At 67.7% G+C, this 24850-nt stretch carries 26 protein-coding genes; 18 read left to right on the top strand and 8 right to left on the bottom strand.

Annotated elements, in window-relative coordinates; genetic code table 11:
* Positions 1–4 precede the first annotated feature (4 nt).
* Entirely contained in the window at positions 5–1945 is a 1941-nt protein-coding gene (locus tag ESD82_RS09545) for a 3-hydroxyacyl-CoA dehydrogenase NAD-binding domain-containing protein (RefSeq protein WP_147429265.1), read from the top strand.
* 98 nt (positions 1946–2043) lie between these two features.
* On the opposite strand, the gene ESD82_RS09540 is transcribed toward ESD82_RS09545, so the two are convergent.
* Positions 2044–3108, bottom strand: a complete 1065-nt coding sequence (locus ESD82_RS09540; RefSeq protein WP_147429266.1) for a 3-deoxy-7-phosphoheptulonate synthase — start codon at positions 3106–3108, stop codon at positions 2044–2046.
* 270 nt (positions 3109–3378) lie between these two features.
* Here ESD82_RS09540 and ESD82_RS09535 point away from each other — a divergent pair, with 270 nt between their 5' ends.
* Both ESD82_RS09535 and ESD82_RS09530 read left to right on the top strand, forming a co-directional pair.
* Entirely contained in the window at positions 3379–4080 is a 702-nt protein-coding gene (locus ESD82_RS09535) for a 5-formyltetrahydrofolate cyclo-ligase (protein ID WP_024843925.1), read from the top strand.
* Between the two features lie 91 nt (positions 4081–4171).
* On the top strand, positions 4172–4714 hold the full coding sequence (locus ESD82_RS09530; protein WP_024843924.1) for an NADPH-dependent FMN reductase: 543 nt from the start codon (positions 4172–4174) through the stop codon (positions 4712–4714).
* Between the two features lie 63 nt (positions 4715–4777).
* Here ESD82_RS09530 and ESD82_RS09525 read toward each other — a convergent pair whose 3' ends face one another.
* Positions 4778–4975 carry a hypothetical protein gene (locus ESD82_RS09525; RefSeq protein ID WP_024843923.1) on the bottom strand — a complete coding sequence of 66 codons (198 nt, stop codon included), beginning with the start codon at positions 4973–4975 and terminating at the stop codon, positions 4778–4780.
* Positions 4976–5284: 309 nt separating this feature from the next.
* Here ESD82_RS09525 and phnC point away from each other — a divergent pair, with 309 nt between their 5' ends.
* From phnC to ESD82_RS09505, 4 genes are all read left to right on the top strand, one after another.
* Positions 5285–6103 carry a phosphonate ABC transporter ATP-binding protein gene (gene phnC, locus ESD82_RS09520; RefSeq protein ID WP_147429267.1) on the top strand — a complete coding sequence of 273 codons (819 nt, stop codon included), beginning with the start codon at positions 5285–5287 and terminating at the stop codon, positions 6101–6103.
* A 33-nt stretch (positions 6104–6136) separates the two neighbouring features.
* Positions 6137–7048, top strand: coding sequence for a phosphonate ABC transporter substrate-binding protein (gene phnD, locus ESD82_RS09515; protein ID WP_147429268.1), 912 nt, complete (start codon positions 6137–6139; stop codon positions 7046–7048).
* 65 nt (positions 7049–7113) lie between these two features.
* On the top strand, positions 7114–7959 hold the full coding sequence (gene phnE, locus ESD82_RS09510; RefSeq protein ID WP_147429269.1) for a phosphonate ABC transporter, permease protein PhnE: 846 nt from the start codon (positions 7114–7116) through the stop codon (positions 7957–7959).
* A gap of 3 nt (positions 7960–7962) precedes the next feature.
* Positions 7963–9225 carry a PhnE/PtxC family ABC transporter permease gene (locus ESD82_RS09505; protein WP_147429270.1) on the top strand — a complete coding sequence of 421 codons (1263 nt, stop codon included), beginning with the start codon at positions 7963–7965 and terminating at the stop codon, positions 9223–9225.
* A gap of 69 nt (positions 9226–9294) precedes the next feature.
* Here the strand turns inward: ESD82_RS09505 and ESD82_RS09495 are convergent, their stop codons facing one another.
* The 3 genes from ESD82_RS09495 to ESD82_RS09485 form a co-directional block, all read right to left on the bottom strand.
* Positions 9295–10131 (bottom strand): aminoglycoside O-phosphotransferase APH(6)-Id, encoded by an 837-nt coding sequence (locus ESD82_RS09495; RefSeq protein ID WP_000480968.1) that lies wholly within the window; start codon positions 10129–10131, stop codon positions 9295–9297.
* On the bottom strand, positions 10131–10934 hold the full coding sequence (gene aph(3'')-Ib, locus ESD82_RS09490; RefSeq protein ID WP_001082319.1) for an aminoglycoside O-phosphotransferase APH(3'')-Ib: 804 nt from the start codon (positions 10932–10934) through the stop codon (positions 10131–10133). The genes ESD82_RS09495 and aph(3'')-Ib overlap by 1 nt, the downstream gene beginning before the upstream one ends.
* A 65-nt stretch (positions 10935–10999) precedes the next feature.
* A complete protein-coding gene (locus ESD82_RS09485; RefSeq protein ID WP_000904906.1) occupies positions 11000–11614 on the bottom strand; it encodes a recombinase family protein in 615 nt (204 codons plus the stop codon).
* A gap of 125 nt (positions 11615–11739) precedes the next feature.
* Between ESD82_RS09485 and ESD82_RS09480 the strand changes: the two genes are divergently transcribed.
* Positions 11740–14625 carry a Tn3 family transposase gene (locus ESD82_RS09480; RefSeq protein WP_001138082.1) on the top strand — a complete coding sequence of 962 codons (2886 nt, stop codon included), beginning with the start codon at positions 11740–11742 and terminating at the stop codon, positions 14623–14625.
* 128 nt (positions 14626–14753) lie between these two features.
* On the opposite strand, the gene phnF is transcribed toward ESD82_RS09480, so the two are convergent.
* Positions 14754–15473: a phosphonate metabolism transcriptional regulator PhnF gene (gene phnF / locus ESD82_RS09475; protein ID WP_024843918.1), complete on the bottom strand. Its 720-nt coding sequence runs from the start codon at positions 15471–15473 to the stop codon at positions 14754–14756.
* Positions 15474–15591: 118 nt separating this feature from the next.
* Here phnF and phnG point away from each other — a divergent pair, with 118 nt between their 5' ends.
* The 7 genes from phnG to phnN are packed head-to-tail and all read left to right on the top strand — an operon-like array spanning position 15592 to position 20554.
* Positions 15592–16044 (top strand): phosphonate C-P lyase system protein PhnG, encoded by a 453-nt coding sequence (gene phnG / locus ESD82_RS09470; RefSeq protein ID WP_024843917.1) that lies wholly within the window; start codon positions 15592–15594, stop codon positions 16042–16044.
* Positions 16041–16607, top strand: coding sequence for a phosphonate C-P lyase system protein PhnH (gene phnH, locus ESD82_RS09465; protein ID WP_024843916.1), 567 nt, complete (start codon positions 16041–16043; stop codon positions 16605–16607). The genes phnG and phnH overlap by 4 nt, the downstream gene beginning before the upstream one ends.
* Positions 16607–17689: a carbon-phosphorus lyase complex subunit PhnI gene (locus ESD82_RS09460; RefSeq protein ID WP_024843915.1), complete on the top strand. Its 1083-nt coding sequence runs from the start codon at positions 16607–16609 to the stop codon at positions 17687–17689. The genes phnH and ESD82_RS09460 overlap by 1 nt, the downstream gene beginning before the upstream one ends.
* Positions 17686–18558, top strand: a complete 873-nt coding sequence (locus ESD82_RS09455; protein WP_024843914.1) for an alpha-D-ribose 1-methylphosphonate 5-phosphate C-P-lyase PhnJ — start codon at positions 17686–17688, stop codon at positions 18556–18558. Before ESD82_RS09460 ends, ESD82_RS09455 begins: the two co-directional genes overlap by 4 nt.
* Positions 18555–19337, top strand: coding sequence for a phosphonate C-P lyase system protein PhnK (phnK, locus tag ESD82_RS09450; protein ID WP_028710243.1), 783 nt, complete (start codon positions 18555–18557; stop codon positions 19335–19337). The genes ESD82_RS09455 and phnK overlap by 4 nt, the downstream gene beginning before the upstream one ends.
* Positions 19338–19340: 3 nt before the next feature.
* Complete coding sequence (gene phnL / locus ESD82_RS09445; protein WP_024843912.1) at positions 19341–20024, top strand: phosphonate C-P lyase system protein PhnL; 684 nt, start codon at positions 19341–19343, stop codon at positions 20022–20024.
* Positions 20021–20554 (top strand): phosphonate metabolism protein/1,5-bisphosphokinase (PRPP-forming) PhnN, encoded by a 534-nt coding sequence (gene phnN, locus ESD82_RS09440; RefSeq protein ID WP_024843911.1) that lies wholly within the window; start codon positions 20021–20023, stop codon positions 20552–20554. Before phnL ends, phnN begins: the two co-directional genes overlap by 4 nt.
* On the opposite strand, the gene ESD82_RS09435 is transcribed toward phnN, so the two are convergent.
* On the bottom strand, positions 20536–21216 hold the full coding sequence (locus tag ESD82_RS09435) for a DUF1045 domain-containing protein (RefSeq protein ID WP_024843910.1): 681 nt from the start codon (positions 21214–21216) through the stop codon (positions 20536–20538). The genes phnN and ESD82_RS09435 overlap by 19 nt on opposite strands.
* A gap of 95 nt (positions 21217–21311) precedes the next feature.
* On the opposite strand from ESD82_RS09435, the gene ESD82_RS09430 reads away from it, so the two are divergent.
* The 3 genes from ESD82_RS09430 to ESD82_RS09420 all read left to right on the top strand — a co-directional run bounded on the left by ESD82_RS09430 (position 21312) and on the right by ESD82_RS09420 (position 23902).
* Positions 21312–22454 (top strand): alpha-D-ribose 1-methylphosphonate 5-triphosphate diphosphatase, encoded by a 1143-nt coding sequence (locus ESD82_RS09430; RefSeq protein ID WP_024843909.1) that lies wholly within the window; start codon positions 21312–21314, stop codon positions 22452–22454.
* A 100-nt stretch (positions 22455–22554) separates the two neighbouring features.
* Complete coding sequence (locus tag ESD82_RS09425; protein WP_024843908.1) at positions 22555–23028, top strand: carboxymuconolactone decarboxylase family protein; 474 nt, start codon at positions 22555–22557, stop codon at positions 23026–23028.
* Positions 23018–23902 carry a sigma-70 family RNA polymerase sigma factor gene (locus ESD82_RS09420; protein WP_024843907.1) on the top strand — a complete coding sequence of 295 codons (885 nt, stop codon included), beginning with the start codon at positions 23018–23020 and terminating at the stop codon, positions 23900–23902. The genes ESD82_RS09425 and ESD82_RS09420 overlap by 11 nt, the downstream gene beginning before the upstream one ends.
* Here ESD82_RS09420 and ESD82_RS09415 read toward each other — a convergent pair.
* Complete coding sequence (locus tag ESD82_RS09415; protein WP_024843906.1) at positions 23881–24840, bottom strand: ABC transporter substrate-binding protein; 960 nt, start codon at positions 24838–24840, stop codon at positions 23881–23883. The two genes, ESD82_RS09420 and ESD82_RS09415, sit on opposite strands and share 22 nt — an antisense overlap.
* Positions 24841–24850: the final 10 nt, after the last annotated feature.

The following is a 24850-nucleotide window of genomic DNA, read 5'->3' as shown; positions in this document are numbered from 1 at the left end:
GGAAATGACCGTCACCATCGCCCGCCAAGGGGAAATCGCCATCGTCACCGTGGACAATCCGCCCGTCAACGCACTGAGCCAGGCGCTGCGGCAGGGGCTGTGGGATGCCGTGGACACGCTGGACGCGGACCCGCAGGTCGCGGCGGTGGTGCTGGCCTGCGCCGGCCGCACCTTCATCGCCGGGGCCGATGTGACGGAATTCGGCAAGCCGCCGCAGCCGCCGCACCTGCCCGATCTGGTGGACCGGATCGAGGCCGCGCAAAAGCCCTGGGTCGCGGCCATCCACGGCTCGGCCCTGGGCGGCGGGTTCGAGGTGGCGATGGGCTGCCGCTTCCGGGTGGCCGCGCCCGACGCTTCGGTCGGCCTGCCCGAGGTAAGCCTCGGCATCGTTCCCGGCGCCTCGGGCACGGTGCGCACCCCGCGCCTTGCCGGGGCCGCGCTGGCGGTGGAGCTGGTCACTTCGGGCCGGCCGATGCGCGCGGCGAAAGCCGCCGAGGCCGGGCTGGTCGATGCGGTGATCCAGGGCGACCTGCTGGAAGGCGCCACAGCCTTCGCCCGGCAGGCGCTGGCCCAGCCCTTGCCCGCGCCGGTCTCGGCCCGTCCCGTCGCCGCGCCCGATGCCGGTTTCTGGGCCGAGCAGGAGAAGGCCGTGGCCAAATCCGCCAAGGGCGCTGCCGCGCCGCTGCGGGCGCTGGCCTGCCTGCGCAAGGCCGTCGAAGCGCCCTTCGCCGAGGCCATGGCCTTCGAGCGCCAGACCTTCCTGGAACTGCGCGGCTCGGATCAGGCGGCGGCGCTGCGCCATGTCTTCTTCGCCGAGCGCGCCGCGCCGCGCCCGGCCGCCCTGCGCGAGGTGGAACCCTTGTCCCTGCGCCGCGCGGCGGTCATCGGCGGCGGCACCATGGGCGCCGGCATCGTCGCCGCCCTGCGCGAGGCTGGCCTGCCCGTCACCCTGGTCGAGCGCGACGACAAGGCGGTGGCGCGCGGCCTTGCCAATCTGCGCGGCATCTTCGCGGGCGGCGTCAAGCGCGGCAACCTGACCGAGGCGCAGGCAGAGGCCCTGGCGGCCGGCGTCACCGGGACGACGGATTACGCCAGCCTCGCCGATGCCGATCTGGTCATTGAGGCGGTGTTCGAGGAAATCGGCGTCAAGCGCGCCGTGTTCGAGCAACTCGCCCGGGTCTGCCGCCCGGATGCGGTGCTGGCGACCAATACCTCCTATCTCGACCCGCGCGCCATCGCCGAGGGGCAGCCCGAGCCCGAGCGTTTCATCGGCCTGCATTTCTTCAGCCCGGCCAATGTGATGAAGCTCCTGGAGATCGTGCCGGTGCCCGAAACCTCCGACCGCACCCTGGCCACCGGCTTCGCGCTGGCGCGGCTGCTGAAGAAGATCCCGGTCCGCGCCGGCATCTGCGAGGGCTTCATCGGCAACCGCATCCTGAAACGCTATCGCGCGGCGGCCGAGGCGCTGGTCCGCCAAGGCGTGCCGATCGCAGAAATCGACGCCGCCATGCGCGGCCACGGCTTTGCCATGGGCCCGTTCGAGGCGCAGGATCTGGGCGGGCTCGACATCGCCTTCCTGCAACGCGAGGGCGCGCGGGCGGCCGGGCAGGCGGTGCCCGAGACGCTGGGCGACATCCTGGTGCGCGCCGGCCGCAAGGGGCAAAAGACCGGCGGCGGCTGGTATGACTATGCGCCGGGCGAGCGCAAGCCGCAGCCCTCGGCGGCGGTGGCCGAACTGCTGGCGGGCCACATCCGGCCCGGCCCGGCCATGGGCCGCGAGGAAATCGCCCAGGCCCTTGTCGCCGAAATGGCCGCCGAGGGGCAGGCGATCCTGGACGAGGGCATCGCGCAGGCGCCCGCCGACATCGACCTGGTCGAGATCCACGGCTACGGTTTCCCGCGCTGGCGCGGCGGGCCGATGTTTGCCACCGGCATCCGCGGCTGAAGCACCGGGGCCGGGCTGGATGGGGCCGCTTGAAACCATGCGGCCCGCCTTGCCCTGCGCGAAGCCCGGCGATTTTCGCCGCCCGTCCGACGCCCGCCTCAGGCGGCGCAGCGCAATCGCGTCGCCGCGGCCCCGGCCAGGTCCAAGAGCAGGGCGCGGCTTTCTTCCCAGCCCAGGCAGCCGTCGGTGATGCTTTGCCCATAGGTTGGCGCCTGGCCGGGCCGCAGATCCTGCCGCCCCGCCACCAGGTTGCTTTCCAGCATGACGCCGCGGATGCGCGTCTCGCCGGTGCGGACCTGCGCCGCGACATCGGCGACGACCAGGGACTGACGCGCCGGATCCTTGCCGCTGTTGGCGTGGCTTGCGTCGATGACGATGCCGGGCTCGACCTCGGCCTTGGCCGCGGCCGCCGCCACCGCCGCGACATGTTCGGCACCGTAATTCGGCCCGTCATGGCCGCCGCGCAGCACGACATGGCAGGCATCGTTGCCGGTGGTGGTGGCGATGGCCGCCGCCCCCTCGGCGGTGATCGCCGGGAAACTGTGCGGCCGCGCGGCCGAGCGGATCGCGTCCAGCGCCACCTGCACCCCGCCGTCGGTGCCGTTCTTGAACCCCACCGGGCAGGACAGGCCCGAGGCCAGCTGGCGGTGGATCTGGCTTTCCGTGGTGCGCGCGCCGATGGCGCCCCAGGCGATCAGGTCGGCGAAATATTGCGGCAGGATCGGGTCCAGGAACTCGGTCGCCGCCGGCAGGCCCATGCGGTTGATCTCCAGCAGCAGGCGGCGGGCCAGTGGCAGCCCGTCCTCGATCCGGTCCGAACCGTCCAGATGCGGATCGTTGATCAGCCCCTTCCAGCCGACGGTGGTGCGCGGCTTCTCGAAATAGACCCGCATGACGATCTCCAGCCGGTCGGAGAGCGCGCGGCGCAACTCGGCCAGGCGCGCGGCATAATCCAGCGCCGCCGCGGGGTCGTGGATCGAGCAGGGGCCGGCGACGACCAGCAGCCGGTCGTCGCGCCCGGCCAGGATGGCGCGGATGGCGGCGCGGCTGTCGGCGACGATGCGCGACACCGCCTCGTCCCGCGGCAGCGATTCGGCCAGGGCGGCGGGGGCGGGCAGGGGGCGTAATGCGGCGATGCGCAGGTTCTCGGTCTGGATGGGCATGGCTCTTTCTTTCTGCAAAGGGCCGGACCGGAAGCGCATGGAACTGAAAAAGCCGCCGGTCTTGGGCCAGCGGCTTCGGGGGTTCGTTATCGCGCGGTTCGCGCTACACCCGGCTCCGCTGGATAGCGGAACCAATAAAACGAGACGGTGCAGGGCATTCGATGCGACATGCGGCCTCCATAACCGCTGCGCAGCGCGCTGTCACGCCGATTCTTGCGCGCGGGCTTTGGCGGTGCGCCGCGCCATGCTACCCTGCCGCGCATGACCAGGATGCAGCCTCCCACCGCGGGATCGGACAGGGCCGATGGGGAGCAGGGCGGCTCGCCCCCTTGCCAGGCCGAGCGGATCGCGCCGGACTACTTCGATCCCTTGGCCGTCGATGCAGGGCAGGCCCGCGACGTGGCGCGCTGGCGCAGGGCGCGGCGCGAGGAATTGCTGGCCAGCCGCGCGGGCCTGAGCATCGCCGCGCGCCAGGCCATCGCCGCGGCCATCGCCCGCGGCCTGGACGCGCTGCTGGCCGCGCATCTGCCCGATCCCCGCGGCCGTGTGGTCGCCGGCTATTGGCCGATCCGGTCGGAACCCGACCTGCGCCCCTGGCTGGCCCGCCTGCATGATCGCGGCGCCCTTCTGGCCCTGCCCGAGGTCGAGCGGCCGGCCAACCCGCTGGTCTTTCGCCCCTGGCATCCCGGCGCGGCGATGCGGCGCGGGCATTGGAACATCCCGGTGCCGGCGAACACCGAAACGGTCGAGCCGGATGTGGTTCTGGCCCCGCTGGTCGGCTGGGACGGCGCCGGCTATCGGCTGGGTTATGGCGGCGGCTATTTCGACCGCACGCTGGCCGCGCGGCAGCCGCTGGCCGTCGGGGTCGGCTTGCAGGCGGCCCGGCTGGCGACGATCTATCCGCAGCCACACGACATCCGGCTGGCCGCCATCGTCACCGAATGCGGTCTGCAATATCGGGACAGGGCGTGAAAAAATCCCGTCGGGCATGGCATCGATTTCCGTGCCCGCGACGTTGAGCGACAGCCGGCAGGGGCCGGCGGGCAGCAAGGGACAAGCACCGATGACCAAGACAATCCTGGGCCTCAGCGGCAGCCTGCGGCGCGCCTCGTTTAATGCCGGGCTGCTGCGCGCCGCGGCCGACCTGGCGCCCGAGGGGGTGCGCATCCAGACCGGTTCGATCCGCGAGGTGCCGCTTTACGACGGCGATCTGGAGGCCGAGTCGGGCCTGCCGCAGCCGGTACGCGCCCTGCAAGCGCAGCTTGCGGCGGCGGACGGGTTGCTGATGGTGACGCCGGAATACAACAACGGCGTGCCGGGCGTGTTCAAGAACGCCATCGACTGGATGTCGCGCGGCGAGGGGCTGGCGCTGTTCGTGGGCAAGCCGGTGGCGGTGATCGGCGCCTCGCCCGGCGGGTTCGGCACCATCCTGGCGCAGAACCACTGGCTGCCGGTGCTGCGCACGCTCAAGGCCGCGCTGTGGACCGAGGGGCGGCTGATGGTGTCGCGCGCGGGATCGGTCTTCGACGACCAGGGCAACCTGACCGACGACAAGACGCGCGCGCAGCTGCGGAAATTCCTGGAGGGCTTTGCCGCGCGCCTCTGATCCGGGACGGGTCATGCGAAAGGCAGCCCGAGGGCTGCCTTCTTGCGTCGATGCGGTGGACGATTATTCGGCCGCGAAGGTGGCGGCGAACTGCCCGCACCAATCGTTCGACTTGACGACCGGCCAATAGCCCCTGGTGTCCGCATCCTTCTGGTTGACGGGGGGGTTGGCGCGGCACAGGCCGGAATCCGAAAGCGTGCTGGCGGAGTTGGCGACGTGATCCTCATAGAACGCGCAGGCGCTACAAGCGGTTTTCGTCATGGCTGTTCTCCTGTCTGGCTGGCTGTCTCTGCGGTGGCTGGCTGGCGTTTCGGCTGGCTGGCGACCTTGGCCCGGATATAGCGGGCGATTCGCGAGGGGTCAAGAAATAATCTTGTAAAAACATATAGTTGATAGAAGTTCTTGGTGTTATGATCCCGATCCGAACACTCGGATTTGGATTTTGCGTCCTGTGAAAAACGCTCGGGAAAGGCGGGTGGCGGCGCGGCGTCAAGAAAGCTTCACCGAACTGAGCCGTTTTCGTCACCGATCCCGGCTATGAGCCCCCCAACCGCTCATGGAGGGCCCGCCTTGCTTGCAGTTCAGAACGTCACCCGCGTCTTTTCCGGGCGTGCCGCGGTGGACGATATCAGCTTTTCCGTGGACGGCCCGGCCTTCGTCGGCATCATCGGCCGGTCGGGGGCGGGCAAGTCCACCTTCCTGCGGATGATGAACCGGCTGACCGACGCCTCGGCCGGGCGGATCTGCGTGGACGGGCGCGACATCCTGGCGCTGCGCGGCCGCGACCGCCGCGCCTGGCAAAGCCAATGCGCGATGATCTTCCAGCAATTCAACCTGGTGCCGCGCATGGACGTGGTCTCGAACGTGCTGCACGGGCTGCTGAACCGCCGGCCGGTGCTGGCGACGCTGTTCAACCTGTGGCCGCGCGCCGACATCCTGCGCGCGCTGGAGATCCTCGACCGGCTGGGCATCGCTGAACAGGCGCCCAAGCGGGCCGAGGCGCTGTCGGGCGGCCAGCAGCAGCGCGTCGCCATCGCCCGCGCCCTGATGCAGGATCCCCGGATCATCCTGGCCGACGAGCCCATCGCCAGTCTCGACCCGATGAACGCGCAGATCGTCATGGACACGCTCAAGCGCATCAATGTCGAGGACGGGCGCATGGTCATCGCCAACCTGCATACGCTGGACACGGCGCGGCGCTATTGCGACCGGGTGATCGGCATGCGCGACGGCCGCATCGTCTTCGACGGCACGCCCGCGCAGCTTTCGACCGGCGTCGCCCGCGACATCTATGGCGCCGACCACAGCTTCAACGAGGCCGCGACCTCGACCGCCATCCCCGCCGACACCGCGGCCGATGCGGCCTATGCCGCGCGGCTGATGGCCTGACGGCCCCGCAATACCGCAACCCATGGAGAGACCATGAAACCGCTTGCCCTGGCGCTTGCCGCCGCCACCGCCCTCAGCTCCGGCCTGACCTCGGCCGCTACCGCCCAGCCGATCACCGGCTTCAACCTCGGGATCATGGGCGGCGAGAACGCGCAGGACCGCATGACCTCGAACGAATGCTACCGCGCCGCCATCGAGGCCGAGCTGGGCGTGCCGGTCAAGGTCTTCACCCCCGCCGATTACGACGGCGTCATCCAGGGCCTTCTGGGCGGCACGCTGGACATGGCCTGGCTGGGCGCCTCGGGCTATGCCAAGATCCATCTGACCGATCCCGAGGCGGTCGAGCCGGTGCTGACCAAGCAGAACATGGACGGCTCGACCGGCTATTACGCCATCGGCTTCGCGCGCAAGGACAGCGGCATCGCCTCGATCGAGGATGCCAGGGGCAAGTCCTTCGCCTTTGCCGAGCCGAACTCGACCTCGGGCTATCTGGTGCCGGGCGCCGAACTGGCCGAGACCCATGGCAAGCTGGAGGATTTCTTCGGCCAGGTCCGTTTCGCCGGCGGGCATGAACAGGCCATCATCGGCGTGGCCAATGGCGATTTCGACGCCGGCGTCAGCTGGGCCGACGGGCTGGGCGACTGGGAGGACGGCTATAACTCGGGCGCTTTCCGCAAGGCCGCCGATGCCGGGCTGGTCGAGATGAACGACCTGGTCGAGATCTGGAAATCCAAGCTGATCCCGGAAGGGCCGATGGTGCTGCGCAAGGCCCTGCCGCAGGAGGTCAAGGACAAGGTCACGAAACTGACCGCCGACCTGCACGAGACCGACAAGGCCTGCGCCTATGGCGTCGCGCATGGCGAGGCCAAGGATTTCGTGCCGGTGACGCATGACGCCTATTTGGGCGTGGTCGCCGCCCGCAAGCTGCAGGAAACGGCGCAGTAAGCGCCTCTTCCCGGCCGCGTCCCCGTACCGGGGCGCGGCATCCGCAATTCAGCCGCAGGACTCTCATGGCCGCCCTTGCCCCGGACCATATCCGCGATGCCTATCTGGAACTGGCCCGCCGCCGCCGGCTTTACGGCGGGCTGTTGCTGGTGATCTTCGTCGCCATGATGGCGGCCGGGTTCCGGCTGGCCGAAAGCCGCAATGCCGGCGGCTTCGTCGACGGGCTGCCGATGGTGCTGGCCTTCCCCTCCGAGGTGCTGGCCGAGGCATGGCAGAAGCGCGCGAACCTGCCGGGCCTGCTGGCCAAGCACCTGCCCTCGCTGGTCGAGACGCTGAACATCGCCGCGGTCTCGACGCTTTTGGGCGGGCTGATGGCGATGGGGCTGGCGCTTCTGTCGACGCGCGGGCTGGCGCGCTGGCCGCGGCTGACCGGGCTGTTCCGCCGGCTGATGGACGCGCTGCGCGCCGTGCCCGAGATCGTGATCGCTCTGGTGCTGATCTATATCCTCGGCGGCGGGCCGGTGCCGGCGGTCATCGCCATCTCGCTGCATACTGCCGGCGCGCTCGGCAAGCTGTTTTCCGAAGTGGCCGAGAATGCCGACCTGAAGCCGGTCGAGGGGCTGGCCTCGGTCGGCGCCGGCTGGGGCCAGCAGGTCGGGCTGGGCGTGCTGCCGCAGGTCGCGCCGAACTGGCTGTCCTATGCGCTGATGCGCTTCGAGATCAACCTGCGCGCCAGCGCCATCCTGGGCTTCGTCGGCTCGGGCGGCATCGGCTACGACCTGAAGCTGGCGATGCAATGGGGCACGGGCCGCTATGACGAGGTGGTGGCGATCTTCCTGCTGCTGTTCGTGGCCATCGTCGCCATCGACCGGCTGTCCGACCACGCGCGCAGCCGGCTGGTCAGGGGCTGAACCATGACGACTACGCTTTCCCCCGCGCTGACCGATACCGTGCTGACCCGCTTTGCCCGCCGCCGGCTGGCAGCCTTTGCGGTGCCGCTGGCGATCCTGGCCTATCTGGCCTATGCCGCCATCGCCTTCGACATCGCCGGGCTGGCCGGGCGGGCGCGGATGGACAATGCCGCGGTGCTGCTGGCGGATTTCTGGCAGCACAAGACCCATGTGACGCGCGACAACCGCACGGGCGCGCTGCGCGTCGCCATCGACGGCGAGGCCAAGGGCACCTATCCGCCGGATCGCCTGCCGGCCTGGATCGCCACCGAGGGCGATGCGACCCGCATCGACCTGGGCCACGGCCATGTCGTCACCTATGACGCGGAGGGCGCGCGCTACGACGTGCCCGGCTACGGCCTGATCGACATCCGCCAGCAGGACGGCGGGCTGCGCCTGACCGCGCCCGAGCCGCTGGCGGACTGGATCAACGCCTCGGACAGCCGGGTCAGCGTCACCACCGAGGCCGGGCGCTTTGCCTATACCCGCGCCAAGGTCGAGACCTTCCGCTATCAGCCGGGCTGGGCGCTGTTCTTCTTTACCCTGGACAGCCCGTTTCACTACATGAGCTGGCCCGAGATCGCCGCCAGCGCGCTTTGGGGGCCGCGCGTCGATCCCGATCTGCCCAACATCGCCGCCATGGCGCGCGATTTCTGGACCAACGCGATGTGGCGGCATGGCGACGTGATCTGGGCCATGTTCGAGACGGTGCTGATGGCCTTTCTGGGCACGTTCGGCGCGGCGCTCGTGGCGCTGCCGCTGGGCTTCATGGCGGCGCGCAACATGATGCCGCTGGGCGCGCTGCGCTTCGGGCTGCGGCGGATCTTCGACTTCATCCGCGGCGTCGATGGGCTGATCTGGACCATCGTGCTGGCCCGCGCCTTTGGCCCCGGCCCGATGACCGGCGCGCTGGCGATTCTGCTGACCGATACCGGAAGCTTCGGCAAGATGTTTTCGGAAGCCTTGGAAAACATCGACGAAAAGCAGGTCGAGGGCATCCGCTCGACCGGCGCGGGGGCGGTGCAGCGCGCGCGCTTCGGGGTGATCCCGCAGGTGACGCCGGTGCTGCTGAGCCAGGTGCTGTATTTCCTGGAATCGAACACCCGCGGCGCCACGGTGATCGGCGCCATCGTCGGCGGCGGCATCGGCCTGTTGCTGACCCAGGCGATCCAGACCCAGAAGGACTGGGAGGGGTCGTTTGCGGGAGAGGGCGAAATCCTACGCTAAGGCTTTGGCCAACGATATTCTCCGGTAAGATTGATGTGTTCCCAGGGGATAGGAGAAGTCGCTTGATATCTAGTATGACGTCTGTCGCACCTGCTTGATCGCGGCCGCGATAGCTAGATCGCGTTGCTCCTCTTCTCCATCCGCGTTCCAAGCTGCGGAAAGGCACCCATAAGCGTACGCCTGGTCGAGCAGGCGACGCGGATCGACGTCCAGCGCACGAGAGAATGCGTCCGCCATCTGTGCAATGCGTCTAGGATCGAGACAAAGGTCGTCTCTGTCAGCCGGATCGTAGAACATATTGGCGGCGCCAAAGCCCACTTCACCGACCAGACCGACGGGATCTATCACCAGCCAGCCGCGACTGGAGAACATGATGTTTTCATGATGCAGATCGCCATGTAGCCCACGCAGTTCCGAGGCATTGCTCATCATTTGATCGGCTATAATCGCCGCGTGGACGTAGTCAGTTTGACAACCTGCGTTTTGATCATCGCGCGCCCGCTGAAACAAAGCTGCAAAGCGATCCCGGATCGGGAGAAGGGCAGAAGGCAGGGGTTCCTCAGATGCGGCATACAGCTTCGCCATTAGTTCCGCTGCAATTTCGGTCGCCTGGTAGTCGCCGTGCTCGGCAACGATGTGAGAGAGCATTCGCTCCCCGGCATATTCGAGCAACATCAGATTGTTCTCACGACCGAGCAACCGGACTGCTCCCCTCCCATTGCGCCATACCAGATAGTCGGCCCCGCGCAGTTCATCAGCAATGTCTTCTATAGGTTTCAATCCCTTGACGATTGCAGGAGTCCCGTCTGGCAATGAAACTTTCCAAACGAGGCTGGAAAAGGTGTCCGCAATGAGAACAGGTTGCGAAACGTGCCAATGAGCAGGAAAAACAGGCGGCATGAACATCAACCCCAAGTCAGAGGGTCCAATCGCAGATAGAAGGCAAGGCGTTCGCGGTCGGGGGCTTCGATCCCCAATACATTGAATAGGACAGCGAAGGCGCGCTCTGCTTCATCTGGCGCTGCCCAGTTCTCTTCGGCGTTAGCAATCATGAGTGCCAAATCGGCATAGCGATCTGCTGTTCCGAGCCGCCCAAGGTCGATCAGACCCGTGCATTGAAGAGTTTTAGGGTCCACCATGAAGTTCGGCATGCAGGGATCACCATGGCAAACAACCATATCGGTGCGCTCTTGGTCGAGCCGCACCGGTAGCTCTCGTTCGACACGAGCCAAAAGATCGAGCTGCGGCGTACTCTTGTCCTCGTCCGGTAAGAAGTCGGGATTGACGGCATTGCGGGACACCACATCAACGGCGCGTCCGAACATTCGCGACAGCCTGCGCTCAAACGGACATTGATCAACCGATAGGCTGTGAACAGCGCCAAGTTGCTGCCCCATTGACGGCCACGCTTTGAGCAAATCCGCTCCAGACAGATCAGCCGCCGGTACTCCCGGAATTGCCGTTATCACCAAGCATGCACCCTCCTGTTCCTCCTGCCAGTTGATCACCTCGGGGCAAGCCACACCTCGACCTTTGAGCCAAATGAGGCGGTCACGCTCTCCAGCGAGCTCACCGCGGCGGGAAGCAGGTGCGATTTTCGCGAAGGCATGCCCGTCACCACGTCGAAAAACAAAATCACCAGATTCTCCGCCTCTGACAGGCAACCAGTCAGAATGCGATTCACCAAAAAAAATATTAGTTCGATTCAATGGAGGTTCCTTCAGTTTTCTGATGAAGCGCGGAGGTGGCTCAACCTGCGAAAAGAAACGAGTTGCTACGTAAGTCCGAGAACATGCTTTCCATGGTCTCTGAGCTCGCCTTTGGGACCGACATATCGGTAGAGAGTGACGCGCTCGATGCCGAGTTCCTTGCAGAGATCGGAAACTGAAGTATCGCGCTGGGCCATGGCGGCTTGCGCGAGACGCACCTGAGCTTTGGTGAGCGCGAATTTTCGTCCGCCCTTGCGACCGCGCGCTCTCGCGGAGGCGAGACCCGCCATGGTGCGCTCTCGGATCAGATCCCGCTCGAACTCGGCCAAGGTGGCGAAGATTCCGAACACCATGCGACCGGACGCAGTCGTGGTGTCGATCTGAGCGCCCTTTCCAGTCAGAACCCGCAGGCCGATCTTGCGGTCTGACAGCTCCTTCACCGTGTTGACCAGATGGGCAAGCGATCGTCCGAGGCGATCGAGCTTCCAGACCACCAGCACATCGCCGTCACGCAATGACTTGAGGCAGGCAGTCAAGCCAGGGCGATCATCACGACCGCCGGAAGCAAGATCATCATAGATATTGTCCCGTTCGACACCTGCGGCGCGCAAGGCGTCGTGCTGCAGGTCGAGAGACTGCGAGCCATCGGCTTTGGAGACGCGGGCATATCCGATCAGCATGTATCACAAACGTTGGTTTGAGGCGGCGCTTCGGCCACGATTGCATTGACCTCTGGAAATGTATCTCAACCAGCTTCATAAACAAAGCGTCTTGAACGCTATCAGATTTTGAAAAAGGAACATGTATGCCGCGTCGCGTCACTCTAACCGATCGGCAGAAAGACGCGCTGTTGCGCTTGCCGACTTCACAGACGGATTTGCTCAAGCACTATACGCTGAGTGATGAAGACCTTGGGCATATCAGGCTGCGTCGGCGCGCTCACAACAGGTTCGGCTTCGCCCTGCAATTGTGTGTCCTGCGCTATCCCGGCCGGGTGCTGGCTCCAGGCGAACTGATCCCTGCAGAGGTCATCGAATTTATCGGAGCGCAGCTTGGCCTGGGTGCCGACGATCTCGTAGACTATGCTGCCCGCGAGGAAACACGGCACGAGCATCTTGCCGAGTTACGGGGGCTCTACGGCTTCCGCACCTTCTCCGGACGTGGTGCGAGCGAGCTGAAGGAATGGTTGTTCCGAGAAGCCGAGATGGCGGTGTCGAACGAGGATATCGCCCGTCGCTTCGTAGCCGAGTGCCGACGCACCCGCACTGTCCTTCCCGCGACATCCACGATCGAGCGGCTTTGTGCCGCGGCTCTCGTCGATGCCGAGCGACGCATCGAGACGAGGATCGCCAGTCGGCTGCCTATGTCGATCCGAGAACAGTTGCTGGCATTGCTCGAGGAGACGGCTGATGATCGGGTGACCCGTTTTGTGTGGCTGCGCCAGTTCGAGCCTGGCTCGAACTCTTCGTCGGCCAACCGGCTGCTCGACCGGCTCGAATATCTGCAACGCATCGATCTCCCCGAGGATCTGCTTGCCGGCGTTCCTGCCCATCGGGTGACTCGTCTGCGCAGGCAGGGTGAACGGTATTATGCCGACGGCATGCGCGATCTCCCGGAGGACAGGCGGCTTGCGATCTTGGCTGTTTGCGTCTCGGAATGGCAGGCGATGTTGGCCGACGCAGTGGTCGAAACCCACGACCGGATCGTCGGCCGTCTCTACCGTGCTTCGGAGCGTATTTGCCATGCAAAGGTCGCAGACGAAGCGGGGGTGGTGCGTGACACCCTGAAATCCTTCGCCGAGATCGGGGGCGCCCTGGTCGATGCACAGGATGATGGCCAGCCGCTGGGCGATGTCATCGCGAGTGGGTCAGGGTGGGACGGCTTAAAAACCCTTGTTGCAATGGCAACCAGGCTGACCGCCACCATGGCCGACGATCCGCTCAATCATGTGCTCGACGGTTATCACCGCTTCCGCCGATACGCTCCACGCATGTTGCGCCTGCTCGATCTGCGAGCTGCGCCCGTTGCACTGCCGCTTCTGGAAGCGGTGACGGCCCTTCGTACCGGTTTGAACGATGCCGCGATGACCAGCTTCTTGCGGCCCAGCTCGAAATGGCATCGCCACCTTCGGGCCCAGAGGGCTGGCGACGCTCGCCTATGGGAGATCGCGGTGCTGTTCCATCTGCGCGATGCGTTCCGCTCCGGAGATGTCTGGCTTACTAGGTCCCGGCGCTATGGCGATCTGAAACACGCACTCGTTCCGGCACAATCCATCGCGGAAGGCGGTCGTCTCGCTGTGCCATTGCGGCCGGAGGAATGGCTGGCAGACCGGCAAGCTCGCCTCGACATGCGGTTGCGCGAGCTTGGCCGTGCCGCTCGCGCAGGCACGATCCCGGGCGGGTCGATTGAAAACGGCGTTCTGCATATCGAGAAACTCGAAGCCGCCGCGCCGACAGGCGCCGAAGATCTGGTGCTCGATCTCTACAAGCAGATCCCGCCCACGCGCATCACCGATCTCCTGCTGGAGGTGGATGCGGCGACCGGCTTCACCGAAGCGTTCACCCATCTGCGCACAGGAGCACCCTGCGCTGACCGGATCGGGCTAATGAACGTTATCTTGGCGGAAGGGATCAACCTCGGCTTGCGCAAAATGGCGGATGCGACAAACACCCACACCTTCTGGGAATTGATCCGCATTGGACGGTGGCATGTCGAGGGCGAAGCCTATGACCGGGCGCTGGCCATGGTGGTCGAGGCACAGGCAGCGTTACCCATGGCCCGGTTCTGGGGCATGGGCACGTCGGCTTCGAGCGACGGACAGTTCTTCGTCGCTACAGAGCAAGGTGAGGCCATGAACCTGGTCAACGCGAAATATGGCAATACCCCGGGCCTGAAAGCCTATAGCCACGTCTCCGACCAATATGCGCCGTTCGCAACCCAGGTGATTCCTGCAACGGCAAGCGAAGCGCCTTACATCCTCGATGGCCTGCTGATGAACGATGCTGGACGCCATATCCGCGAGCAGTTCACCGACACGGGCGGCTTCACCGATCACGTCTTTGCCGCATGTGCCATTCTCGGCTACCGGTTCGCTCCGCGCATCCGCGACCTGCCATCCAAACGGCTCTACGCGTTCAATCCGTCGGCCGCCCCGGCGCACCTGCGAGCGTTGATCGGCGGAAAGGTCAACCAAGCCATGATCGAGCGCAATTGGCCCGACATCCTGCGCATCGCCGCCACCATTGCTGCCGGGACCGTCGCGCCAAGCCAGATTCTGCGGAAACTCGCCTCCTATCCGCGGCAGAACGAGCTCGCGACAGCCCTGCGGGAAGTCGGTCGCGTCGAGCGCACCCTGTTCATGATCGACTGGATTCTGGATGCCGAACTCCAACGGCGTGCCCAGATCGGGCTCAACAAAGGCGAAGCTCATCATGCGCTGAAGCGGGCAATCAGCTTCCACCGCCGCGGTGAAATCCGCGACCGTTCCGCCGAAGGCCAGCATTACCGCATCGCCGGCATGAATCTGCTCGCCGCCATCATCATCTTCTGGAACACCATGAAGCTCGGCGAGGTCGTTGCAAACCAGAAACGCGATGGAAAGCTGCTATCGCCCGATCTCTTGGCCCATGTTTCGCCGCTCGGATGGGAACACATCAATCTCACCGGAGAATATCGCTGGCCAAAGCCTTAGCGTAGGATTCCGCCCCCTCCCGCAAACGACCCCTGGGAGGACGTGGCCTATTACATGGTGCTGATCGTGCTGATGGTGATGGCGATGGACAGCTTCTCGGGCTGGCTGCGGCGCAGGCTGATCCGGGGCTAGAGGGCATCCTCGGGGCGCAGGGTCAGCGTGACGCGGTCGCCGGCGAACCAGGTGGTGCCGTATTCCACCGGCACGCCGCCCGCGTCCACGTTCACCGCCACCGAACGCAGCACCGGTGCGCCCTCCGGCACCTCCAGCGCCAGCGCCATCACCGCCGGCGCCAGTTCCGCCGTCAGCCGGGTCGAGGCGCGGGTGTAGTCCCTCAGCCCGCATTCCGCCAGCGCCGCCGTGACCGAGGGGATCGCCACCACATGCCGCAAAAGCCCGGGGAAGCGTCCGGCATCGAAGACCGAGCGGAACACCGCCACCGGCTGGCCATCGACCAGCGACACGCCCTCGACCACATGCACCGGGCTGCCGGGGCCAAGGCGCAGCGCCTCGGCCTCCTCGGCATTGGCGGCGCGCGTCTCGGTCAGCGTCAGCCGGCGCGAGGGCGTGCGGCCCGAGGCGGTGATGTTCTGGTGAAACCGCACCCGCAGGCCCAGCGGATAATCGGTGGGCCGCGCCGCGACGAAAACCCCGGCCCCGCGACGCGAGCGCACCGTCCCCGCCTCGGCCAGCGCGGCCAGCGCGTGGCGCACGGTATGGCGATTGACGCCGAAACGCGCCGCCAGCACCGCCTCGGAGGGCAGCTTGTCGCCGGGGTGGTAATGCCCCCCGGCGATTTCACCGGCCAGCGTGTCGGCGATGGATTTCCAGATCGGACTGCGGGCCATCTTGCCTCCGTCACCAAAAATTCACGAGGCCGGACCTTGAGCCGAATCGGCGGTCGGGCTATTACTTGTCTAGTTGTATAGAAAACTAGACAAACCCGCAAGCTTGTCGAGGCCCGGAATGTCCCACTCTCCCCATCCTGAAACCGCTGCGCGCCGCGACTGGATCTCGGCGCTGGCCAAGGCGCCGCCGGGGCGGCTGGCGGCGCTGCTGCCCGAATTGCCGGCGCATGAGATGCTGCGTGCGCCCGAGATCGGCACCGTGATGGTGCAGGGCCGCATCGGCGGCACCGGCGCGCCCTTCAACCTGGGCGAGATGACCGTGACCCGCTGCTCGGTCCGGTTGTCGGGCGGGGCGGTGGGCCATGCCTGCGTGCAGGGCCGCGACAAGGCCCATGCCGCCCGCGCCGCCGTCGCCGATGCGCTGATGCAGACCGATGCGGCGCCGCAGATTGCGGCGCAGGTGCTGGGCCCGCTGCGCCAGGAGGCCGCCGAAGCCCGCGCCACCCGCGCCGCCAAGGCCGCCGCCACCCGCGTCGAATTCTTCACCATGCTGCGCGGAGAGGACGCATGAACGCCATCCTGACCGGCGGTTTCGCCGACCCCTCGACCCAATCCGCCCATGCCTTTCGCGCGCTCTTGGAGGCCATGGCCCGGCCCGGCCGCATCTTTGCCGTGCAGGGCGCCCGGCCGCCCGCGCCGATCTCGGTCGCGGCCGGGGTGGCGCTCTTGACCCTGACCGACGCCACCACGCCGCTGCATCTGGCCGGCGCCGCGGATTGCGAGGCGCTGCGCGGCTGGATCGGCTTTCACACCGGCGCGCCGCTGGTTGCGGCCGATCAGGCGCAATTCGCGCTTGGCCGCTGGGATGCGCTGCAACCGGTCAGCCGCTTTCGCATCGGCGAGCCGTCCTATCCCGACCGCTCGGCCACGCTGATCGTGGATCTGGACCGGCTGGAGGCAGAGGGCGCCCGCCTGACCGGCCCTGGCATCGAAACCGAGGCGCGGCTTTCGCTGCCCGAAACTGCCGGCTTCCGCGCCAACCGGGCGCTGTTCCCGCTGGGCCTCGATTGCATCCTGACCTGCGGCGCGCGCCTTGCCGCCCTGCCGCGCAGCACCATCGTGGAGGACGCCTGATGTATGTCGCCGTCAAAGGGGGCGAGCGCGCCATCGACGCCGCCCATGCCTGGCTGGCCGAGGAACGCCGCGGCGATCCCGCGGTCCCCGAGCTGACCGTGGCCCAGATCCGCGAGCAGATGGCGCTGGCGGTAAACCGGGTGATGGCCGAGGGCTCGCTTTACGATCCCGACCTCGCCGCGCTGGCGATCAAGCAGGCGCGCGGCGACCTGATCGAGGCGGTGTTCCTGATCCGCGCCTATCGCACCACATTGCCGCGTTTCGGCGCCTCGCGCCCGGTCGATACGGCGGCGATGGCGGTCGATCGCCGCGTCTCGGCCACCTTCAAGGATCTGCCGGGCGGGCAGGTGCTGGGCCCGACCTTCGACTATACCCACCGCCTGCTGGACTTCGCGCTGGCCGCCGAAGGCACGCCGCCGCCCGCCCCCATGGCGCCTGTCTCGGACGAGCCGGTGCCGCATGTCACCGGCCTGCTGGACCGCGACGGGCTGATCGAGCAGCAGCCGGCCGAGGACACGCCCGCCCCCGACCTGACCCGCCAGCCGCTGGAACTGCCGGCCTCGCGCGCGCTGCGCCTGCAGGCGCTGGCGCGGGCGGACGAGGGCTTCACCCTGTCGCTGGCCTATTCCACGCAGCGCGGCTATGGCCGCACCCATGCCTTTGTCGGCGAATTGCGCATCGGCCGCGTCGCGGTCGAGGTGGAGCTGCCCGAGCTGGGTTTCGCCGTCGAGATCGGCGAGGTCGAGCTGACCGAATGCGACACGGTGAACCAGTTCAAGGGCTCGAAGACCGAGCCGCCGCAATTCACCCGCGGCTATGGCCTGGTCATGGGCCAGTCGGAACGCAAGGCGATTTCCATGTCGCTGGTCGACCGCGCCCTGCGCTGGCAGGAACTGGGCGAGGATTTCACCGGCGCCCCCGCGCAGGATGAGGAATTCGTGCTAAGCCATTGCGACAACATCCAGTCGACGGGTTTCCTCGAACATATCAAGCTGCCGCATTACGTCGATTTCCAGGCCGAGCTGGAACTGGTCCGGCGCATGCGGCGCGAGGCCGTGCAGATGCAGGAGGCGGCGGAATGACCGACCAAGCCTATAATTTCGCCTATCTGGACGAACAGACCAAGCGGATGATCCGCCGCGCGCTTCTGAAGGCGTTGGCGGTGCCCGGCTATCAGGTGCCCTTCGCCAGCCGCGAGATGCCCATGCCCTATGGCTGGGGCACTGGCGGCGTGCAGGTGACGGCGGCCTGCCTGACCCCGGACGACCGGCTGAAGGTCATCGACCAGGGCGCCGACGACACCACCAATGCCGTGTCGATCCGCCGCTTCTTCCAGCGCACGGCGGGGGTCGAGACCACCGAGCGCACTGCGGAGGCCACGGTGATCCAGACCCGCCACCGCATCCCCGAGCAGCCGCTGGCCGAGGGGCAGATCCTGGTCTACCAGGTGCCGATCCCCGAGCCCCTGCGCTTTCTGGAGCCGCGAGAGACCGAGACGCGCAAGATGCACGAGCTTGAGGAATACGGGCTGATGCATGTCAAGCTTTACGAGGACATCGCCCGGCATGGCGAGATCGCGACCGCCTATGCCTATCCGGTGCGGGTCGAGGGGCGCTATGTCATGGACCCCTCGCCGATCCCGAAATTCGACAATCCGAAGCTGGCCGGCAACCCGGCGATCCAGCTGTTCGGCGCCGGGCGCGAGGCGCGCATCTATGCCGTGCCGCCATATTCGGATGTGGTCAGCCTGGATTTCGAGGACCATCCCTTTGTCGCCTCGAAGGCCGATCACGCATGCGACCTCTGCGGCTCGGCCGGCAGCTATCTGGACGAGGTCATCACCGACGACCGCGGCACGCGCATGTTCGTCTGTTCCGACACCGATTTCTGCGCCTCGCGCCGGGCACAGGGGCATCGCGGCCGCCTGTCGCCGCAAGGAGCCACGCCATGACCCTGATGCAGAACGCCATCACCGCCGCACCACTGCTGTCGGTGCAGGGCCTGACGAAACGCTACGGTGCCCGGATCGGCTGCATGGGCGTCGGCTTCGACCTTTATCCCGGCGAGGTGCTGGGCATCGTCGGCGAAAGCGGTTCGGGGAAATCGACGTTGCTGTCCTGCCTTGCCGGGCACCAGCGCCCGGACGAGGGGCGGATCCTGTTCGACGGCGCCGATGTGCTGGCTTTCTCCGAGGCCGAGCGGCGCCGGCTGTTGCGCGGCGACTGGGCCTATGTCCACCAGAACCCGCGCGACGGGCTGCGCATGGGCGTCTCGGCCGGCGGCAATGTCGGCGAGCGGCTGATGGCCGTGGGGGGGCGCAACTATGCCACCATCCGCGAGAGTGCCACCGACTGGCTGGGTCGGGTCGAGATCGCGGCGGACCGGATCGACGACCGCCCCTCGGCCTTCTCGGGCGGCATGCAGCAACGCTTGCAGATCGCCCGCAACCTGGTGACGGGGCCGCGGCTGGTGTTCATGGACGAACCCACCGGCGGGCTTGACGTCAGCGTGCAGGCGCGGCTGCTGGACCTGTTGCGCGGGCTGGTGCGCGACCTTGGCCTGTCGGTGGTGATCGTGACCCATGACCTTGCCGTGGTGCGGCTGCTTGCGGACCGGCTGATGGTGATGAAATCCGGCCGCGTGGTGGAATGCGGGCTGACCGACCAGGTGCTGGACGATCCGCAGCATGCCTATACCCAGCTTCTCGTGTCCTCTGTCCTTCAGGTGTAGCCCATGATCGAGATCCGGAACCTTTCGAAAAGCTTTACCCTGCACAATCAGGGCGGCGTGGCGATCCCGGTGATGGCGGGAGCGCATCTGCGCGTGGCCGGCGGCGAATGCGTTGGGCTGGTCGGCCGGTCCGGCGCCGGCAAATCGACGCTGATGCGCATGGTCTATGGCAATTACCTGGCCGAGGCCGGCTCGATCCGCATCGGCGAGGTCGATGTGGTCACGGCCGAGCCGCGGCAGATCCTGGCCTTGCGCCGCGCGGTTCTGGGCCATGTCAGCCAGTTCCTGCGCGTGGTGCCGCGCGTGCCGACGCTGGAGGTGGTGGCCGAGCCGCTGTTGCGGCTGGGCACCCCGGCCCCGCAGGCGCGGGCGCGTGCCGCGGATCTGCTGGCGCGGCTGAACATCCCCGAGCGGCTGTGGCGGCTGTCGCCCACCACCTTTTCGGGCGGCGAGCAGCAGCGGGTCAACATCGCCCGCGGCTTCGCCCATGACTATCCGGCGCTGCTGCTGGACGAGCCGACCGCGAGCCTCGACGCGCAGAACCGCGAGGTGGTGCTGCGCCTGATCGAGGAGGCCAAGGCCCGCGGCGCGGCGATCCTGGGCATCTTCCACGACGAGGGGGCGCGGGACCGGGTCTGCGACCGGCTGGTCGACGTGACCGGCTTTACGCCGGGGCTGGCGGCATGAGCCGGCGGCTGGTCGCCGTGGTCGGCCCCTCGGGCGCGGGCAAGGACACGCTGATGGCGCTGGCCTGCGCCGCGCGGCCTGACATCCGCGCCGCCCGCCGCGTCGTCACCCGCCCGGCCGAGGCGGGCGGCGAGGATTTCGACGGCGTCACCGAGGCCGAATTCGCCGCGCGCGAGCGGGCAGGCGCCTTTGCCCTGCATTGGCGCGCGCATGGGCTGGGCTATGGCATCCCGGCCGCGGCCTTGGCCGGGCAGGGGACGCTGCTCATCAATGCCAGCCGCGCCGTGCTGGCCGAGGCGCGGGCGCGCTTCCCCGGCCTGACGGTGCTGCTGGTGACGGCGCCGCCCGAGGTGCTGGCGCGGCGGCTTGCCGGGCGAGGCCGCGAAAGCGGCGCGGATCAGGCGGCGCGGCTGGCGCGGGCGGGCTTTCCGCTGCCGCCCGGCATCGTGCCGCGCGTGGTGGTGAACGACGGCACGCCGGAACAGGGGCTTGCCCGGTTCCTGGCCGCGCTTCAGCCGGAAAGGGTATAGCGATGCAGCAGGTGAAAGCGCCCGTCCCCGGCCTCGCCGAACAGGCACAGGTCCGAGACCTTGAAGGGCCGGGGCAGGACCGGGGCGAAATGCGCCTCCAGGATCCGCGCCGCCTCGGCGGCCAGCGGTTCCTCCAGCCGGTCGGTCAGGGTCAGGTGGAAGCGGAATTCCTCCATCACATAGGGATAGCCCCAAAGCTCCAGCAGCTCGCGCTGCCGCGGCGTCAGCTGCTCGGGGCGGCGGCGGGCGATCTCGGCCTCGGTCAGGGGCGCGCGAAAGCCGTCCAGCGCCGCCACCACCGTCGCGGCCAGGGTTTGCAGCGGCGCGGTGTCGCCCTCGGGCACCAAGGCCAGAAAGCCGCCAAGGCTCGCCAGCCGCAGCCCGGGCAGGATCACCGGCGAAAGCCGCGCCGCCAGAGCCTCGACCGCCCGGTGCAATGCTTCGGCATCCCGGCCCTCGGCCAGCCGGAAGGGCGGCTTCAGCGTGCCGTGAAAGCCGTATCGGCGCGGATCGCGGGTGATCTCCTCGGCCGGCAGGCCCAGTTCCGGCGGGGTCAGCGGCTGGCCCGTGGTGGCATCCCAGCCCAGCCATGCATCGGCGCGGCGGGCGAATTCCCCCTCGGGCGGGGCGTAATAGACGGCGTAACGCTTCATGATTTCCATGCGCAGGCTCTTATCGCTGGCATGTCACAGGCTTGTGACACGGCGCTGGCATTCAGCCCGCCCATGGAGCCAGACGCAAGACAGGACAGCACGAAATGACCGAGACGATCCTTGCCAATGCCACGCTTATCCTGCCGGGCGAGGTGATCCGCGGCGCGCTGCGCATGGCGGATGGCCGCATCGCCGCCATCGATCCGGGCCGGACGGTGCCGACGGGCGCGCTGGATTGCGAAGGCGATCTGGTGCTGCCGGGCCTGATCGAACTGCATACCGACAATCTGGAGCGGCACATCCAGCCGCGGCCTCGGGTGCATTGGCCGCATCAGGCGGCGATCCTGGCCCATGACGGCGAACTGGCCAGCGTGGGCATCACCACGGTCTTCGACGCGCTGCGCGTCGGCTCGGTCGTGTCGGACGGCAAGGCGAACTATGGCGAATATGCCCGGGCGCTGGCCGACGAGATCCTGGAGCTGCGCGCCATGGGCGCGCTGAAGATCAGCCATTTCCTGCACCTGCGGGCCGAGGTCTGTTCCGAAACCCTGGTGGCCGAGATGGCGAAATTCGGCCCCCGGGACCGCATCGGCATCGTCAGCCTGATGGACCACACGCCCGGAGAGCGGCAGTTCCGCGACCTCTCCAAGCTCAAGGACTACGTCTGCGGCAAGCACGGCCTGTCGGACGAGGGCTTTGCCGACCATGTCGCCAGCCAGCGCGCCCTGCGCGACCGGCTGGGCGCGCTGCACGAGGAAACGGCGGTGGCCGAGGCGCGGCGCTATGGCGCGGTGCTGGCCAGCCATGACGACACCACGGCGGCGCAGGTCGCGGTTTCGGCCGGGCATGGCGCGCATTTCGCCGAATTCCCGACCACGGCCGAGGCGGCGCGGGCCTGCCGCGACCACGGCATCCGGGTGATGATGGGGGCGCCGAACCTGATCCGCGGCGGCAGCCATTCCGGCAATGTCGCGGCGGCGGATCTGGCCGAGGCGGGGCTTCTGGACATCCTGTCCTCGGACTACGTGCCCTCGTCGCTGCTGTCGGCGGCGCTGCTTTTGGGCGATCTCTGGGGCGACATGGCGCGCGGCATCGCCACCGTGACCCAGGCCCCGGCCGAGGCGACCGGGCTCGGGGATCGCGGCCGGCTTGCGGCCGGGGCGCGCGCCGACGTGATCCGCGTCGCCCGCATCGGCGAGGCGGGGGCGCTGCGCGGCGCCTGGGTGCAGGGCAGGCGCGTGGCCTGACCGGGCGGACTGGCGGCGGCCGTGGATATTCTTGCGGGCCGATGTCACATTTCCGGGCGCTGCCTCGTCAAGCCGGTGCAACAGCAGAACGGAGCAACCGATGACACCCCGCATGACCGATCATTTCGACCGCGCCAGGACCGGCTATCGCGCGCTGACAGGCTTCGAGGCCGCGCTGCAGGCCGGCCCGCTGGAGCCGAAGCTGCTGCATCTGGTCAAGCTGCGCGCCTCGCAGATCAATGGCTGCGCCTTCTGCATCCAGATGCACGTGGCCGAGGCGTTGCAGGACGGCGAGACCCATCTGCGCCTGCACATGGTCGCCGGCTGGCGCGACAGCCCGCTGTTTTCCGACCGCGAGCGCGCGGCGCTGGCCTGGACCGAGGCGCTGACGCTGATCGCCCAGACCGGGGCGCCGGATGCGGATTGGCAGGCGGTCGAGGCGGCCTTTTCCCCGGACGAGCGCGCCTGGCTGACGCTGGCCATCGGCGCGATCAACCTGTGGAACCGCGTGCAGGTCGGCCTGCGCGCCCCGCATGCGATGGGCCTGCCGGCAGAACGGGCCGATGCGGCCTGACCGCGCCACGCAAACCTTTCAGGCGCAGCGGCCCCGTCTGCTGCGCCTGGCCTATCGCATGCTCGGCAGCCATGCCGAGGCCGAGGACATCCTGCAAGAGGCCTGGCTGCGCTGGAACCGCAGCGACCGGACGGGGATCGCCGAGCCGGCGGCATGGCTGACGCGGGTCGTCTCGCGCCTGTGCCTCGACCAGATGAAATCCGCCCGCGCCCGGCGCGAGTCCTATCCCGGCACCTGGCTGCCCGAGCCGCTGATCGAACCCCAGGACGACAGCCTGCGCGCCGACAACCTGACGCTGACCCTGATGATGGCGCTGGAGCGGCTGACGCCGCTGGAACGCGCCGCCTTCCTGCTGCACGACGTCTTTGGCGAAAGGCTGGACGAGGTCGCGGAAACCATCGGCCGCAGCCCGGCCGCGACGCGGCAGCTGGCCGCACGGGCGCGGGCGCATGTGCGCATCGACCGGCCCCGCCATGCCCTGCCGAAAGAGACCGGCGAGGCGCTGGCCCGCGCCTTCTTCGAGGCCTGCCGGCAAGGCGATCCGGCGGTGCTGGGCCGGATCCTTGCCCGCGACGTGCGGATCTATTCCGACGGCGGCGGCAAGGTGGTGGCCTTCCTCAACGTGATCGCGGGGGCCGAGCGCGTCGCCCGGCTCTATGCCGGGCTGGCGCGCAAGCCCGGCCCGCCGCCCGAGTTCCTGGGCGCCGTCACCATCGACGGCCTGCCCGGTTTCCTCAGCCGGGTCGGCGGCCACCTGCAAACCACCGCCCTGCAGATCAGGGACGACGGCCGCATCGCCGCCATCTTCATCACCCGCAACCCCGACAAGCTGGCGGGGCTGCGGCCGGCCGTTCAGAACGGGCTGTCGGGATAATAGAACTGCTCGGCGTTCTCGGGGGTGATGAGCTGGCTGCTGATGATGAAGCGCCCGGTCATCGGCGCATTCGACACGAAGTTCAGCGCCGTCATCTCGATGGCCGAGGAGATCAGCGCCGGCGGATAGGTCACGTTCACCGGCAGCTGCTTGTCGCCCTCCATGATGCGCTTGACGATTTCCTTCATGCCGGCGCCGCCGATCACCCACATCTCGTCCTGCCGGTTCGCGGCCGAGATCGCTTCGAGCACGCCGATGGCCATGTCGTCGTCGGCCGCCCAGACCGCGTCGATCTGCGGATATTTCGCCAGATAGTCCTGCATCACCGCAAAGGCGTCGTCGCGGTTCCAGTTGCCGTGCTGCATGTCGAGGATCTCGACCTCGGACCCCTCCAGCGCCGCCCGGAACGCATCGACGCGCTCGTTGTCCAGCGTGGTCGGGATGCCGCGCAGCACCACGACCTTGGCGCCGGGCTCAAGGTTCTCCTTGAAGTACTCCCCCGCGACGCGGCCGAAGGCGGTGTTGTCGCCGGCGACGTAAAGATCCTCGATCCCCTCCTGGCTCAGCCCGCGATCCACCACGGTCACGAACTTGCCCGCATCCTTGACCGCCTTGACCGGCGCGGTCAGCGGCTCGGATTCGAAGGGCAGCACCACCAGCGCGTCGATGTTGCGCGTGGCCATCATGTCCTCGATGTCGTTGACCTGCTTGGCCGGGTCGCCGGCGGTGGAGAGCACGAATTCAAGGTTGGGATAGGCGGCGCCCAGCCGCTTGATCGTGTCCTGCGCGTGCCAGTTCAGCCCGCCCATGAACCCATGCGTGGCGGACGGGATCGACACGCCGATGATCTTCTTCTCGGCCTCCTGCGCGACGGCAGGGGCGGCGATCCCCATCGCCGCCATCAGGGCCGCGGCTTTCATCAGGCTTCTGCGTTTCATCTGTTGCTTC

It is taken from the genome of Paracoccus pantotrophus, from assembly GCF_008824185.1.
In the GTDB taxonomy this organism is placed as follows: Bacteria; Pseudomonadota; Alphaproteobacteria; order Rhodobacterales; family Rhodobacteraceae; genus Paracoccus; species Paracoccus pantotrophus.
Note: the sequence above shows the minus strand (reverse complement) of the source record. Positions and strands in the feature narration are given on the sequence as shown.